This is a genomic window from Anaerobacillus sp. ABD4_527 (assembly GCF_056160805.1).
Genome location: NZ_JBSWXZ010000002.1, coordinates 796005 through 811466, shown reverse-complemented (window position 1 = coordinate 811466; position 15462 = coordinate 796005). Strand labels below are relative to the sequence as shown.

Genomic DNA, 15462 nt, shown 5'->3' with positions numbered 1-15462 from the left:
CTACCACTATGGTAACGGTTCAAGAGCAGTACCATATACATTTCTTACGATTTTTCTATACTAAAAGTTTCATAGCTAGAATGAGTCTCCTGTCATAATTTCCATGAAATCTCTATAAAAGTTGAAATAGTCCAGTTTTATCGCAACGTGTTGTACCGGCCTACCATCAAATTCTTCCTGCTCAAAACTTTGCCTGAAATCACCGATACTGAGCCCTCGTGCGACACCATCGATTTCAACCGCAACTGGCGTCTGAAAAAACGTAAACAATTCGGGATGAACGATCGCCATGATCGTTGTGGCATCATGAACAGGTGATCCACCTAAACCAGGTACCTTTTTCTGATAAAATTCATAGTAGTAGTAATCCAGTAGTGGCTTGATTAAATCAGACTTGCCTTTCGAATCGATATAATCGACCATCCCAGGCGTAATGATCGCGCTTTGTGTCACGTTTAGCGGAAAAAGATTCACATTTTGAGCGTAGCGCATCACAATGTTCGCTGCTACTGGATCTGCATGGAAATTGGCCTCTGCACTCGGTGTCACATTACCAGGTACATTAAACGCACCACCCATTACATAAAAAGCATTGATCTCTTCCATCTTCTCCGGATACAACAAAAACAACGTCGCGAGTGACGTCATCCTCCCTACGTTCACGATTACGAGATCATCATACTTTTCGATTAACGGAATCACCTGAAAAAAGTTTTCCAGCGGTGGAGAATGATTCGTTGGTGGCGTGATGGGACCAAGTCCATCTGGCCCATGAACGTCGGGATAGAAAACAGGAACTTCACCGGTCATAGGTTTTTCGGCACCACCCATCACGGGAATGTCCGTACGCCCCACTTTCTTTAAAAGATAACGAACGTTATTCGCAGTTTGTTGTTTCGAAACATTTCCATAACAGGCAACGATCCCAATCACATCGATTTCACCCGATAAGTGAGCATACAGAAGTGCAATCGTATCATCGATCCCTACGTCTCCAAAAAACAATACCTTCTGTCCCATAGAATCCACCTCATCCGATTTCATCCTTATGGGAATTTATTCAATAAGAGCGGCATATAGACGTATTCGAAAAGAATCGTCGAAACTGAGTCTTGTCTAACCTGTTTTTCATTGCTTTCATACAAGAAAAAGAGCAGTTCTCACCTACTGCTCTTTCACAAAAATCGTTAGCTCATTGTGCAGGGCTTTCGCGCTGAACGGAAGGGGAAAGCCTTCATCTCCGTCGATGTTCACGACGAGGTCCACCGAGGAGCTCACTTCAAGGTTTGAAGCTTTGAAGTACTCGATCTGCTCGTTACTCTGCAGCTTGCCATTGAAAAGGTCTGGAATCAATTTGATCACATGCGGAATCGAAAGTTTCTTAAGAATGAACACATGAAAATACCCATCGTTTACTTCAGCATGTGATGCGAACGACTCGATGCCACCAACCGAATTCGTTAGAGCTACGAGCATCAGATAACCTTCACCACGCCACTCTTTGTCATCGTATGTAACCGTGAGATCAAAAGGCGTTTTGTCTCTGAGCGCTTTTCCTCCTTCGATGAAATAAGCGAGTGGACCAAAACGCGACTTTTCTTCAGGGGTTACATCATACACCGCTTCAGCAATTGCTCCGACAGCAAGCACGTTCATGAAGTACTGATCGTTGATCTTTCCAATATCAACCGATTTTGTATGACGTTCTCTTAGAACGTCGAGCGCTTTCTCAGGCTGCATCGGTATACCGAGTGCTCTTGCAAAATCATTGACCGTTCCAAGTGGGATAAATCCAAAATCAGGTCTGTCTTCTCTTTCAGCAAGACCGTTGATACTTTCATTGATCGTCCCGTCCCCACCTAAAGAAATGAGCGTTTGATATGGTCCTTCACACGCTTCCACCGCAAACCTTGTGGCGTCTCCTTCTTTCTCTGTAAAGCGGACGGTCACCTCATCGTGATTCCCTTTCAATAGCGCTACAACTTCTTCTTCAAATTCCACTGCCTTCTCTTTTCCGGAAGAAGGATTGACGATCAACATCGCTTTTTTCATACAACATCCCCATTTCTCTAACTAATTGATAGGTAGAAAGCTATGGTTCTTTTCCCATTATAGAAATTGATGAAACAACGTGATCAAGAGGATCGACCATCTTATATGAAACTTTCTCTTCCCTTCATTCGTATATGTATTGTACCTCACAATTGAAAGGATGATCTCATTGTTTAAAAAGGTTGCCTCAGACGTATTAGGACTAAGTGATGTAGGAAGTGTCATTAAACCCGCTGATTATGACAAGGTCGATGCTGATGACTACGTCCTTCACGAAGATGGAGAGAAAATCTACTTTTTGATTAAATCGAAAGCTGATGAATATTGTTTCACAAACCTCGCTTTGATTCATGTCGATGGTAAGAGCGCTACGAGCAGCAAACGTACGTTAAGACGCTATGAATACAGCCACAACACGTTTAAGAACGTAGCCCTTGAAACAGCTGGTACCGTTGACCTTGACGTCGAAATCAAGTTTCAGCTAGGAAATGAAGTGTTTTCGATCGATGTACATAAGAAGTTTATCGAGGAGCTGAAAGATCTCTATAAATCTCTCATCCGAATTGCTGAGCTTTCTAGAGAAAACGAAACGTATCATGAATTCTCAAGAAAAAGTCTAGATTTAGCTTCTTCTACCTTAACCAGCATGCGCCACAGTAATACTAACCTTCATGAAGAGTTCAAGCAGATCAACGAGATTGCATTCAACTGGCTCGAACAATCAAAGAAACAATACACGATCAAGGACTTTGGAGATGTATTCGAACGCTACATCAACAATTAATGAACAAGGGTCAGGCAAAATGCCCGACCCTTTGTTTATGTTTGACTTACTAACGTTAATCCTTCTCTCGCTAGTGCGTAATGAATGCCGTGACGTAATGTTGAAAAACACGTAAGTCCTTCAAGTTCTGCCCTTGATTGAACAACTTGTATACTAAGCTTTGGTGAGATCCCAACTAACAAGCATGTTACGCCTAATAATTCTGACGCTTTTACCATTCTATGCAGTAAGTCGATGGTCACGTTATCAACATCATTGATTCCTGTTAAATCGAGAATCAATGTATTTGCTTTATAGTCTGGAAGCTTTTGAAGCGTTTTTGTCATAAGGTCATCTATTCGAGTTTCATCATATTTCCCTATGAGTGGAATGACGAGAATATGATCCAATACTGGAATGATTGGTGCCGATATTTCCTTGATCATCTGCTGAAGCTCATTGGTACGCTCCGAAACTTTTTTCTCTAGATCCACGAGTTCCAGTCGCTTTTTCTCCTGAATCATATCCCTGATGTGTTCCTTGGGTGTAATGGATGATGGCGCGAATTCATACTCCGAATAGCTGTCGCCTTTAATTTGGCTTTTCCTAACGTTGTACCAAACCTTCTCTTTGAACAAGCCACTGAAAACCCCTGCCCAATGTCCTGGAATAAACGTTCCTTCCTCCTGTTTCCCTTGTTCTCTATTAACCTTGTATTCCCAGCTGTTCTTCACACGAACAATAGCTTTGTTTCTTGCTTCGTCAACCTCTAGGATCGTCGTGATGCCCCAACCAGCTGTGTTGTACGTTTTAGGTAAACTATTTACGATAAGGTCGAGCTCTCCAATCGATTCATGATAAAAATCACTTACGATTTCTCCAGTTCGATAGCCTGCCGTTTCTAATACGAGAGCTGCCTCGTCTCCCCCTGCTATTTCTTCAATGGAATCCAGAAAAACTTTAAACGCGGTATTAATCCAGAAGATTAATGCCCCATCTCCTTCATACGTAAAACTTCCTTCGTCTGTATCCCACTCAAACTGCGAGCCGTTCACATCTAGGTAGTGGTGATTCGTGCTTAAATCATTCCCCATCGGTAAACCTCCTAAAATGGGGTCAGGCACGCGCCTGACCCCATTGATATGCATATCCAGAAAAATAAACATCTTCATTGTCTTTAAAGGTATAAACAACTTCTTCTTGATCAGGATGAAAGTAGACTATTAGATAGTCTCCACTTTGATCTTTCATGCACTTACCACAATTATACAACGGATACTCGTTGATTTGTAGAGAATCGCAATTTAATTCTGTTCTGATCCACTCCATCACCGCTTCATTCTCACCCATAACTTCCCCCTAAGATGTAGCTTATTAACATTACGTTTCCACACATCAGGGTTACTAAAACCATTATTTGTTAGATTTCCATTTCCTTAGCCTCTGGATCGAGGTTCCGTACTTTTTGTAAGTAATAAGTGATATTCTTCTCAACTTCATGTGGACATTCAAATCCTAGCTCTTCTCCAACATCTCTACAAAGATCCATGAATAGGTCGTTCATGTTGAAAAGCGCGTTCCAATTATCCTCAATGTCTGCCCCTGCATACGTTTCTTCAAGCTTTTCCCACGTTTCTGAATCAAGATAGCGCTTAAACCAGCGTCCGCATTTATTGGGGTTCACTTCCCAGTTGAAACGAACCCCTAATGACCATTCGAGGATTCTTTGCAAGTATTTAAACCGCATCACATTGTCGAGCATATATTTAGCAAAAAAGAGTTCATCACGCCACAGGCTTTTCGCAACATACGTTGTATCCCACCAATAGCTGTTAACGAGTTCCTGAAATTCATCTTGTGTAGGCTTTTTTACCTGAAATGCTTTGTTGCTAGGCGTTACCATATCCTCAACGATCTGATCTTTATCTAATAACACCTTATATCCTAAATCATAGTGAGGTGGCAATTCCTTTAGCTGTGCGATTTCTTTTAACGTCTCTGTGGTTGAGATTTGAAAATCGATTCGAGTACCGTCCATATACATGACGAGCCTCGTAATCCAACCTTCATTCTCTCTCGGGACGAGCGGGACAGTAGTCAAACGATCACCGAACCGATTCAGCCACGTGTCATCTTCAAGAAACCGGTCCAAGCTGTCTGTAAATACTTCGATATCATAGTCTGTAAATACATCGCGAAATGCATGAGGGTTTGCACGAGAGCTCGTCATCAATAACGCTCGAACATGATCATCTGCGCTTCCCCATTCCATCAAATCCATCAACATTCTTTTTTGATCCTTCACCTCTGCTTCACCCGCTCCCTTATTCTTTTGTGAACCGATATGTATAAATCCGAAGCTTATGCTTCGGATCTATCACTTAAAACAGCACTCCTGCAATCGCTCCTAGAACTCCTAAAATAATGATAAGGATTACCCAGAAGATCGCAAAGATTACAATAATCCAACCGATAAACTTTCTACCTGTTTGGATGAAATAGATCCCTAGTACGAGCGGACCGATGAAGAATCCAAGTATCGCCCAGATAATAGCGCTTTTGTCTCGTTTCTTCGCATCAACATATAAATAAATAGCGATTACGATATTAATCAATAAACTCAATGATAGCTCCATGAACTCACCTCACTTCTCTGTTGGTAAAATGATACCCTATTGAATTTTTAAATAAACAGCTTAAATCATTGCTTACTCCCCTTAAACGTCAACTAGCAACGTATCGTAAGCAAATGACATGTGCTTTCCTTTTAGCTTAAGCTTTTCTTCAACTTTTAATAAGTCGTCGTATCCCAACCCGTCCGGTTCTTCAATATGTGTAAACAGAACGCGTTTTACATTCAACTTCGAAACAATTTCTAACGTCTGTTCGAATGTTGCTTCTTCAGAAAGAACGGGGTGCTCTTCTTGAATTTTCCTTTTCCCTGTTAACGGATTGAACTCAAATACTCCTGATGGAACAACAGCGAGATCAAGTTCTCCTAAGTCTGGTGGATTCCAGCCATATAGCTCATCTGGGGCAATCAAAATTCTTTTATCTCCTTCAAATAAAAAGGCATACACATAGTCCTCTGATAAACGGAATGGTGTGATCGTCACCCCATTTTGTGTAATCGATTCACCATCCAGAAGATGATGAATTCCTATGTAGTTTTGACTTTCAAAAAAGGAAAGGTGCTCACCGGAACCTAACCTCGTTTTAAAATCGATGCCTACTTGTTCAGGTAAATACACATCCATCGTCGTTCCATTCGGTGGGTAGTTGATCCAATCTGCATTCATCGTCTCTAGTACCCTTCTTCCCATCACATGGTCAGGATGCCAGTGAGAATACAAAACACCATCGATCTTCTGAACGGATGAGCGATTCAATTGCATGTAGCTATCTTCTGGTGTATCGATCAAGACGTTCGGACCATGAACAAAAACACTTGGGCCTGACCTACTATATGGGACCCCTTTCTCTCTCGCTTCGTTACATACATGACAATGACAAAGCGGACGCGGTGCAGCCATCGCTCCCCCTGTTCCTAAGAACTCAATCTTCATACCTCCACTCCTCCCTTGCAATCAGTCTACCGAAGTTCTTTATGGAAAAAAAGAGAAATAGTAGTAAAGTTTTACTTAAAATACACAACGGATTCCTCAGTTTAGTTCTCAATGTCGGTGGAAGATTTGCTATAGAATCAATTAAAGGAGGATGTTAGCTCTATGCCTGAAACTGAAACGACTTATCAACTGCCAAGGATTGGTTCACCAGCACCTGCTTTTACAGCAACAAGTACACATGGAAAGATTTCTCTTGAAGACTATAAAGACAAGTGGTTCATTCTCTTTTCTCACCCTGCAGACTTCACACCTGTTTGCACGACTGAGTTCGTCGCTTTTCAAGAGGTTTATCCAGAGCTCCGAGATTATGGGGTCGAGCTTATCGGTTTGAGCGTTGACAGCGTATCTTCTCACCTCGCATGGATCCGAAATATCGAGAAGAATTTTAACAAAGAGATCGAGTTTCCAGTCATCGCAGACCTTGACCGTGAAGTCGCAACAAAATACGGCATGATTATGCCTGGAGAAAGTCAAACTGAAACGAGTCGAGCCGTTTTCGTCGTCGATGATAAGCAGGTCGTAAGGTCGATTATCTATTATCCATTAACAACCGGGAGAAACATGAAAGAAATTTTGAGACTCGTGAAAGCATTAAAAACAACGGATGAAAAAGGAGTCCCAACTCCTGCAAATTGGGAACCTGGAGATAAGGTCCTCGTCTCTCCACCTAAAACGGTTAAAGCAATGAACGAACGGACGATGGATCCAAACCTCGAGTGCATCGACTGGTACCTTTGTCAAAAAGAACTGAAAGAATAACAGGTGCACGGCTGCTCATATGAGCGGCCGTTTTGTATGTCCAGTCGATTCCTGAAATTTCATCTTATGGCATATTCCTGCGACGATTGCACACAGTAAAGCTATATACGTAAAAAGCGAGGTGATGGTGATGTTCAATAAGAAGAAGTCTTTTCATAAACGGATCGAGAACATAAAGCAGGCGTTCGGACAGCCTGATGACTTGATCGTTCATATTGTTCAAAAAGGATCCATTACTCTTGCCATCATCTACTTTAAAAGCCTCGTAGAACAAGATGCATTAAAAAGGGAAGTCGTCAAGAAGATCCAGCTTTCTTCCGTTGATGAAGACTTTCTAGAAAGCTACATGAATGTAGTGACATCACCCGCTTCACTCAAAGAGCAAGACGAAATATTGGATGACCTTTTAGAAGGAATGGCCGTTGTGCTCGTGAGTCATTCAGATGCATACGTGATGTGTGATGTTGCATCGACTGAAGGAAGAGATATCGTTCCTTCAGAAACCGAGATTAACATTAGAGGTCCACATGAAGCATTTACTGAAAGACTTGATAAAAATCTAGGATTACTTCGTATGAGACTACGAAATCCTAACCTACGTCTAGTCAGCCTTCAACTAGGAAACGTAACCAAGACGAAAGTCGTCGTGAGTTATATCGAAGGGACGACTCCTTCAGAAATCGTGGAAGAAGTATTCACTAGGCTGAACCAAATCGATGTAGACATTGTTTTAGAATCCCAAATGATTGAAGAAGCAATCGTAGATAAACAAATATCGCTTTTCCCAACAATTTCAAATACAGAGCTTCCTGCAAAAGTAGCTTCTAGACTGATCGAAGGACGAGTTGCGATCCTCACTGAAGGGACGCCTTTCGTACTAACCGTCCCTTCCCTTTTCACCGAGTTCTTTCAAGCTCCAGAAGATTATTATCAGCGTTGGGACATTGCATCGCTGCTTCGACTGTTACGATTTACAACGTTCATATGGGGCACGCTCGTACCGGGACTCTTTGTAGCACTCACAACCTATCACCAAGAAATGATACCAGGGCATCTCTTATACAGCTTTGCGGCACAACGTGAGGGGCTCCCTTATCCATCCCTAGTGGAAGTCCTCATTATGGAGTTTATCTTTGAAGTGCTCCGTGAGGCTGGGGTTCGGATGCCAGTTGCGATCGGTTCGGCCATATCGATCGTTGGAGCGCTCGTCCTAGGTCAGGCTGCGGTGCAAGCAGGGTTAATCTCTGCTGCGGTTGTTATCGTCGTGTCACTCACAGCCGTCGCAAACTTTGTTAGTCCTGCCTACAACTTCGGTGTCACTGGAAGAATCCTTCGATTCGGTTTCCTTTTAGCAGGCGGATTTCTAGGATTTTATGGCATGTTCTTCTTGTTTTTGATCGTCCTGATCCATGCTGCTTCCCTTCAATCATTTGGAGTATCATACCTCACACCTTTTGCACCAATAAACTTGCGTGATTTACAAGATACGTTCGTGCGTTTACCAAGTAACTGGGTGAAAAACCAACTACCTAAAGGAATTGAAAGAAAGGAGTAGGAAGATGAGAAAAATTACTGCTCTTCTCCCTCTTCTTATCCTCGTGCTCCTTTCTGGATGCTGGGATCAGGGGGATATTTCAGAACTCGTAATCGTGGACATGATAGGAATCGATAAAGATAAAACGACCGATGAATTTATCCTCTACTTTCAAGTTGTCAACCCAACATCTTTTGCAACACAGGATAGAAGAGTAGAATCAAGTCCAGTCTATACGTATGTTAGCAGACACAAGTCATTAAAAGCTGCAGTAGATAAAGCGAGTCTACAAGTTCCAAGACATATGTTTTTTGCTAAAACAAAAATTCTATTGTTATCAAACGAGTTAGAAGTAGCGGATATGATCGAAGTGTTTAACTTCCTCGATCGAAATAGCGAAACAAGAGCACCCATTCAAACTGCCGTCTCTCTCCAACCGCTAAGTGAAACGATGTTTCGTCTCACAAAGATAAATTTTATTCCAGGGCAGTGGCTCTCTGATAACTTTCAAGCCTCTCAAAAACATTACACAGCAACACATACGAAGTATCGAATCAGAGACAACGTAGAAAAATACTACAGAGACGGAAACCTCTTGTTCCCTGCAGTTATCTTCTTAGACCAAGAAGCAGAAAACATGGAATTCTTAAGTGAAGTCGACACGAGTAGTGGCCATGCTCAGTTTGTAGGTGGAGTGGCGTATCAAAAAAAAGCTGATCCGGTATCACTTTCAAATGAGGAGATGGCGCTGTACCATCTATTAACGAATCAACTAAATCAAATGCCGATCACAGTTATGGAAGATGAGAAGGATGCTCATTTTTTAGATATCAATCGATGCGAAACAAACCATAAAACCACAAAAAAATATCCTTTTGCATTTTCATTCGATGTTAAATGCAATGCTGACTTTTTAAACAGTAAAGTTTCAAAATCTATAACGATCAATACAATCGATAACATCCAGAAAAATGCCAACGAAACTCTTGAAGAAAAACTAAAAGAGTTAACTGAAAAGCTGCAAGAGGAAGAGCTAGACTTACTCGGGCTTTTCGCGAGGTATCCTTCGATGAACACTGAAGAGAAACGGGCAGCATTCAAGAACGCTACGATTTCATATGACGTTACCATCAGAATCGATGACGTCGGAAACATCATCAATCCATACAGTGACTAGGAGGAAGAGAGATGAAGGATTCAAGCGTCAACCACTTAACAACGTGGCAATTCTTCTTACTTGCAACGAACTACTTGATCGGACCTACCTATTTCGTCCAAATGAGCGGGTTGATCGGAACAACAAAACAATGGTCATGGATTCCTCCTATTCTTGCATTCATCATGAGCCTTGGTGTTATTTGGCTTTGGCTACATCTCCTGAAAAGACATCCAGGAAAAGACCTTGCAGAAATTACGGTTAACCTGCTTGGGAAAAAAATAGGGTTCGTTATCTCCTTGATCTTTATCTATATCTTCATCTTAATCGCATCTCTTGCAACTAGAAATGTTGGTGATGTAATCAATACCGTAGCGATGGACTTTACGCCAACCGTCGTGTTTAACCTCCTTACCATTACCGTCGCGATCTATGTCATTTCTAAAGGAATACGCACTCTAGGTCGTACAGTAGAAATCTTAACTCCTTTAATCTTCGTCATATTCTGGGGTTCACTCTTGCTCGTTATCGGGGAATGGGACACAGAACGCCTCATTCCACTGCCTGGGTCATTCGATATGAAAGCGATCGGCAGCATGACGGTCTCGTTTTTCAGCTTTCCTTATCTTGAATTTCTTCCGATTCTCATGCTGATTCCACTCACAAGAAATAGCAACCGAACAAGGAAGAGTGTGTATTTAGCTAGCACCGTTACGACGGTATCTACGATCGGAGTCATTTTCCTTCTAGTAGGAACGATCGGTTGTATGCGTATATCCAACTTAACGTATCCTACCATGGCTTCCGCTCAAGAAATTAGTCTATTTAAAACCATTGAAAACCTTGACGTGTTTGTTTCATCAATCTTGATAACGACTGTATTGATTAAAGTTTCGATTCTGCTCTATGCGGCATTTATCTTTATAAAATGCATCTTCCGTTTTCCATACAAAACTCCCATACTCTTTATCCTTCTATTTACTACGACCGCTTTTTCAATGGGTGTTCATGTTAATATCGTTGAAAACATTCATTACGCTAAAACACTGGTACCCATCTATTCTGTAATCCTTGGTATTTTTCTGCCGCTACTATTGCTAATCATTTCATATGTGCGAAAGGGAGTTCAGTCATGAATGTGTTCATGTTTTTCCCATTTCTTGCTTTCATCCTCATTACAGTGATTTATCTTATCGTTAAGAAAGACAAAACGAACCTCAAAAAGTTTATATTAATGTCCCTTGTAACAGGGTGGATTTGGTGGACATGGTCTATGGACAAGCTCATCGATCCACTCTATCCAGTAAAGCTACTTGCTAAAGGATTGAACTTATAATCGTTTCATAAAATAGAGCTTGGGTAAGTACATGTGCTTACACAAGCTCTATTCATTATTCTATACATCAGCATAATTATTTTATTTTTTCCAATACCGTATCGATCTTCGCATGGTCTTCAGGCGAGGAATCAACATGTCGCCAGATCAACTCACCTTTCTCAGAATAGAGATACGTTCCGCCTTGTATGTAAACATCGGCTTTTTTCATAGATGTTAACACGACTTTTTTCTGTCGCTCATCACTTGGAATAAAATTCTTTACCTTTCCAGAAACAAACCCGATTGCGGCTTGTGAAAGAAGCTTCCATTTTGGAGAGGTTTTATGACCTAATCGATCATACGCCTCTTTATTTGGATCACCAAGAATCGGAAATGGAAAAGGTCCGAATGCTTCGATAAACTTTCCAATAAATTCAGCATTCGAAGGGGCAATCGCATAAACAGTGACCCCTTGAAACTCATCAATTCGCTCACGCAACTGCGTGAGATATTCACGACAGATCGGTCAACCGAGGTGGCGGACAAAGACGATCATGGTCTTACTGTTTTCTTCAACGATCTGTTCGAACGATCGTTTTCCTGACTGCGTTTCAAAATTTACGTTCACTCTACATTCCTCCATTCTGTTCAATAATTGTATCGGTGTTCAAAAATCCTATCAAGAATTTGGATTGTTCGGAACTTTTCCCCATCACTATTCGTACTAAAGGCAGTACAAGAAAAGGGAGGAATGACATGTTCAAAGTAGGTAGTATTTTCATTCCAGTAACTGATCTCGACAAATCTGTAAAGTGGTACGAAGACAACCTCGGAGTGACGAAGATTGACAGCTGGGATGGCGGTGTTGGATTTTACTTTCCAAACGATGATACACAGCTCGCTTTAATTCAAGTAGAAAAGTCACAGTCAACTGAATTCACAACCTCGACTGATTCAAAGAACGGGTATTATAATTTTCTAGTCGATGATATTGAAGAAGCTTATGAGAAATTAAATGAAAATGGCGTCATGACAACTGAAATCGATGCATTTGGTGGCATGAAGGTGTTTGATTTCGATGACTTAGATGGCAATACGTTTAGCGTAGTGAATGAAGTGAAGGACTCTCCCTATCATCGTGATGAGGTACGGAAAGCACAGAACAAGATCTAACATAAAAGCGCCCTCGCCTGGGCGCTTTTATGTATTCAGTTCTGAACGATCGCGTATACTTTTAAGTCACGATGTGTCCCTTTTACAAGCATTGCTTTTCTCTCTATCCCTTCATAGGACATCCCTATCTTCTTCATAACCTTTTCTGATCCGATATTTTCCAAAAAACACCTAGCCCGAATTCGTACTAAATCCATGCTCTCAAAACCAAACCTAATTACCGCCCTAGCTGCTTCGCTGATGATTCCCTCGCCCCAATGTTCATGAGAAAGAACATAACCAAGCTCTGCGCTTTTATGCTCAGGGTTCCACCAGACAAAGTGAACGGTACCGATCAATTTTCCAGTTTGTTTGAGTTCGATTCCCCACGGAGCATCATACCGAGGTAAAAATGTACGAATAAATTCGATACTGTCCTCCAATGCTGCGTGAGTATTCCACGTGACGAGACGAGTTACGTCTTCATTCGAAGCGTAATGATACAGGTCCTCTGCATCATCGAGCGTTACTTTCCTTAGGATGAGTCGTTCTGTTTCAATCGTTGGGATGTCGCCAAACCGTTCAGCTATCTTCATACGCCACCTCTCATAATTCATAAATCCTTGCTTCATGAGGTCTAAGAGAGGTGCCATTTAATCCATCGTCCTCAGTAACATCACGGTAGTTTGCAAGAATTAATCGCTTGCTATTCTCATCAATTGCTACATCAGTTTGAAAGATCGTGTGATCGTCGCTATAGTTTAAAACGATGAGCCAGCGTTTCTTTTCAAACTCCCTCGTATATACATAAAGCTTCTGTTGTCCTTTTGATAAATCTGTATAATCACCGTAAATCATAACCGGATGCTCTTTTCGAAGTGCGATGAGCTTCTGATAATAACCAAAGATCGAGTCCACTTCAGAAAGGTCACGTTTTACATTGATTTCTTTATAGTTTGGGTTCACATTGATCCACGGCTCACCTTCTGTAAAACCAGCTTGTTCCGTTTCATCCCACTGAATAGGTGTCCTCGAGTTATCCCGGCTCAAAGGCAATAAGCTTTCAAATACCGCGACAGGGTTACGGCCCTTTTCCACTTCTTCTCTATATTTGTTCTTCATCGCAATATCATTGTAGTCTTCGATCGAGTCGAAGCGAACACCAGTCATACCTATTTCTTCACCTTGAAAAACATAAGGAATGCCAGGAAGCGTATGGATCATCGTCGCAAGAAGCTTGGACGATTCTTTTCGATAACGTTTGTCATTCCCGTATCTCGTGACCTGACGTGTGTGGTCATGATTATTCAAAAACTGTGAATTCCACCCTTTTCCATAAAAAGTCTCATGCCACTTCTCCTGAATTTCCTTATACCGGACCATATCCCAAGTCGGCATATCGTCAGCTACCTCAAAATGAAAGAGCGTCTTTAACTCTCCTCGGTCTTCTGCTACGTACTTTAAACCTTCCTCAGGTGTAACGAACGGAATCTCTCCAACTGTCAAAACGTCATAATGAGAGAGAACCTTTTCGTTCATCTCTTTCAAATACTCATGGATGCCTGGATTATTTGCAAGGTAATCCGTATAGTCGGGATTTTCAGCATTCGGAAAACCATCGACCTTGGCTAGAAGGTTAATGACGTCCATTCGAAAGCCATCGATGCCCTTCTCAAGCCAGAAGCGCATCATCTCATAGATCGCCTCTCTCACTTCTTTGTTCTCCCAGTTCAGATCTGGCTGCTCAACTGCGAAGGAATGAAAATAATATTGTCCTGTGCCTTCGTCAAACTCCCAAGTTGATGGGGTAAAATAGGAGCGCCAGTTATTTGGTTCTTTTCCATCCACAGGGTCTCTCCATATGTACCAATCTCTCTTCGGATGCTCTTTCGAGGACTTTGATTGTGTAAACCAGTCATGTTGGTCCGAAGTATGGTTCACCACAAGATCCATGATGACCTTTAGGTCCCTCTTGTGGGCTTCATGTAACAGCTTCTCAAAGTCCTCCATCGTACCGGCCTTCTCCATCACTGAGTAATAATCGGAAATATCATACCCATTGTCACGATCAGGTGATTCGTAAAAGGGATTGAGCCAAACGACAGATACCCCAAGCTTCTTGATATAATCTAACTTTTCGATCACGCCTCTTAAGTCGCCATATCCATCTCCATCACTATCATAGAAACTGCGCCAGTAAACTTGATATACGACTGCTTCTTTCCACCATGTTCGTTCCATCCCGCTTCTCTCCTTTTAAACCCATCTCTGTGTAATGACGCTAATAACATACTCCGGCTGATCCCAGTGGAGCATATGTGTACTATGAGGAACAAGTTCCAAGATCGCCCTCGCTTCTTTTTCAAATACACTCGCCATCCTCGAACGCTCACCCTCCCGCTCCTCCGGGAGAGTAGCGCACAGTAAAATGATTTCTGCTGGCAGTGCTTCATAAATATCCATAATCTCATGCTTGTGCATCGCTTTTACAATACTACTTCCCGTTTTCCCTCTCGCGTGCCAGTAATACTTACCATCTTTCATCAGAAGCAGATCTTCTGCTGCGAGATCTAAAGATGGAGTTCTCCTCATAACCGCTCCATACGCAGCATGCTCTCTAAACGATTCCCATGATTCCATATAATCTTCAAAATCAACTTCATACGATGCGGCTTCTTCTTCCATCGAGAGCTGTGACTCTCGTTTACTTTGATAACCTCCATCCAGTAAGAGCGAACCTTTTACCTTTTCTCTATTTTCCTTCAAATAAAAGAGTGCAACAAAACTTCCCCATGAATGAGATAAGAAATAAAATGTGTCAATATTCAAGCGATCGAACACACGGTTTAACCACTCTACCATTTCAGGCATCTCATAGTCTTCTTCTCGATCGAAAGGTTCCGATTTCCCATGACCGGGGGCGTCGACCGCGATGATGTGGTATCGTTCTTCTAATGCTTCAGCAATTTCGATAAAACTAAGGCTCGTATTTCCAAGTCCGTGCAAACAGAATATGGTCGGTTTATCCTCGTTTCCCCACTCCGTAACACCGACGTTCTTTTCATTTATGTTTATGTAAAATCGATTCAATTACTTATCCTC

At 41.8% G+C, this 15462-nt stretch carries 18 protein-coding genes; 7 read left to right on the top strand and 11 right to left on the bottom strand.

The annotated features are described in order from the left end of the window. Positions 1 to 75: 75 nt before the first annotated feature. Positions 76 to 1020 carry a nucleoside hydrolase gene (locus ACXAHI_RS16460; RefSeq protein ID WP_474849690.1) on the bottom strand — a complete coding sequence of 315 codons (945 nt, stop codon included), beginning with the start codon at positions 1018 to 1020 and terminating at the stop codon, positions 76 to 78. Positions 1021 to 1164: 144 nt separating this feature from the next. Beyond that, positions 1165 to 2052: a diacylglycerol/lipid kinase family protein gene (locus ACXAHI_RS16455; RefSeq protein ID WP_474849688.1), complete on the bottom strand. Its 888-nt coding sequence runs from the start codon at positions 2050 to 2052 to the stop codon at positions 1165 to 1167. Positions 2053 to 2221: 169 nt separating this feature from the next. On the opposite strand from ACXAHI_RS16455, the gene ACXAHI_RS16450 reads away from it, so the two are divergent. Continuing rightward, the gene (locus tag ACXAHI_RS16450) at positions 2222 to 2836 is read left to right on the top strand and encodes a PH domain-containing protein (RefSeq protein ID WP_270181454.1); all 615 of its coding nucleotides are present in this window, start codon (positions 2222 to 2224) and stop codon (positions 2834 to 2836) included. 35 nt (positions 2837 to 2871) lie between these two features. Here ACXAHI_RS16450 and ACXAHI_RS16445 read toward each other — a convergent pair whose 3' ends face one another. From ACXAHI_RS16445 to ACXAHI_RS16425, 5 genes are all read right to left on the bottom strand, one after another. Further along, positions 2872 to 3909 (bottom strand): STAS domain-containing protein, encoded by a 1038-nt coding sequence (locus ACXAHI_RS16445; RefSeq protein WP_474849686.1) that lies wholly within the window; start codon positions 3907 to 3909, stop codon positions 2872 to 2874. A 22-nt stretch (positions 3910 to 3931) separates the two neighbouring features. Then, a complete protein-coding gene (locus tag ACXAHI_RS16440) occupies positions 3932 to 4165 on the bottom strand; it encodes a hypothetical protein (protein ID WP_474849684.1) in 234 nt (77 codons plus the stop codon). 70 nt (positions 4166 to 4235) lie between these two features. Then, complete coding sequence (locus ACXAHI_RS16435; RefSeq protein WP_474849682.1) at positions 4236 to 5120, bottom strand: aminoglycoside 6-adenylyltransferase; 885 nt, start codon at positions 5118 to 5120, stop codon at positions 4236 to 4238. A 76-nt stretch (positions 5121 to 5196) separates the two neighbouring features. After that, positions 5197 to 5451, bottom strand: a complete 255-nt coding sequence (locus ACXAHI_RS16430; RefSeq protein WP_474812603.1) for a hypothetical protein — start codon at positions 5449 to 5451, stop codon at positions 5197 to 5199. A gap of 81 nt (positions 5452 to 5532) precedes the next feature. Further along, entirely contained in the window at positions 5533 to 6381 is an 849-nt protein-coding gene (locus ACXAHI_RS16425; RefSeq protein ID WP_474849680.1) for an MBL fold metallo-hydrolase, read from the bottom strand. Positions 6382 to 6543: 162 nt separating this feature from the next. Here ACXAHI_RS16425 and ACXAHI_RS16420 point away from each other — a divergent pair, with 162 nt between their 5' ends. The 5 genes from ACXAHI_RS16420 (at position 6544) to ACXAHI_RS16400 (ending at position 11226) form a co-directional block, all read left to right on the top strand. Further along, positions 6544 to 7200, top strand: a complete 657-nt coding sequence (locus ACXAHI_RS16420) for a peroxiredoxin (protein WP_474849678.1) — start codon at positions 6544 to 6546, stop codon at positions 7198 to 7200. Positions 7201 to 7330: 130 nt separating this feature from the next. Then, on the top strand, positions 7331 to 8755 hold the full coding sequence (locus tag ACXAHI_RS16415; protein ID WP_474849676.1) for a spore germination protein: 1425 nt from the start codon (positions 7331 to 7333) through the stop codon (positions 8753 to 8755). A 4-nt stretch (positions 8756 to 8759) separates the two neighbouring features. After that, a complete protein-coding gene (locus ACXAHI_RS16410; protein WP_474849674.1) occupies positions 8760 to 9911 on the top strand; it encodes a Ger(x)C family spore germination protein in 1152 nt (383 codons plus the stop codon). Between the two features lie 11 nt (positions 9912 to 9922). Further along, positions 9923 to 11026, top strand: a complete 1104-nt coding sequence (locus ACXAHI_RS16405) for a GerAB/ArcD/ProY family transporter (RefSeq protein ID WP_474849672.1) — start codon at positions 9923 to 9925, stop codon at positions 11024 to 11026. Next, positions 11023 to 11226: a hypothetical protein gene (locus tag ACXAHI_RS16400; RefSeq protein ID WP_474849670.1), complete on the top strand. Its 204-nt coding sequence runs from the start codon at positions 11023 to 11025 to the stop codon at positions 11224 to 11226. The genes ACXAHI_RS16405 and ACXAHI_RS16400 overlap by 4 nt, the downstream gene beginning before the upstream one ends. 76 nt (positions 11227 to 11302) lie before the next feature. Here the strand turns inward: ACXAHI_RS16400 and ACXAHI_RS16395 are convergent, their stop codons facing one another. After that, complete coding sequence (locus ACXAHI_RS16395; RefSeq protein WP_474849914.1) at positions 11303 to 11731, bottom strand: AhpC/TSA family protein; 429 nt, start codon at positions 11729 to 11731, stop codon at positions 11303 to 11305. A gap of 233 nt (positions 11732 to 11964) precedes the next feature. Here ACXAHI_RS16395 and ACXAHI_RS16390 point away from each other — a divergent pair, with 233 nt between their 5' ends. Then, on the top strand, positions 11965 to 12381 hold the full coding sequence (locus ACXAHI_RS16390) for a VOC family protein (RefSeq protein ID WP_474849668.1): 417 nt from the start codon (positions 11965 to 11967) through the stop codon (positions 12379 to 12381). A gap of 35 nt (positions 12382 to 12416) precedes the next feature. On the opposite strand, the gene ACXAHI_RS16385 is transcribed toward ACXAHI_RS16390, so the two are convergent. Genes ACXAHI_RS16385 through ACXAHI_RS16375 form a run of 3 tightly spaced genes read right to left on the bottom strand, consistent with a single transcriptional unit; the run spans position 12417 to position 15450 of the window. Continuing rightward, positions 12417 to 12956: a GNAT family N-acetyltransferase gene (locus ACXAHI_RS16385; protein WP_474849666.1), complete on the bottom strand. Its 540-nt coding sequence runs from the start codon at positions 12954 to 12956 to the stop codon at positions 12417 to 12419. A 10-nt stretch (positions 12957 to 12966) separates the two neighbouring features. After that, complete coding sequence (locus ACXAHI_RS16380; RefSeq protein ID WP_474849664.1) at positions 12967 to 14601, bottom strand: glycoside hydrolase family 13 protein; 1635 nt, start codon at positions 14599 to 14601, stop codon at positions 12967 to 12969. Between the two features lie 15 nt (positions 14602 to 14616). Continuing rightward, on the bottom strand, positions 14617 to 15450 hold the full coding sequence (locus tag ACXAHI_RS16375) for an alpha/beta fold hydrolase (RefSeq protein WP_474849662.1): 834 nt from the start codon (positions 15448 to 15450) through the stop codon (positions 14617 to 14619). Positions 15451 to 15462: the final 12 nt, after the last annotated feature.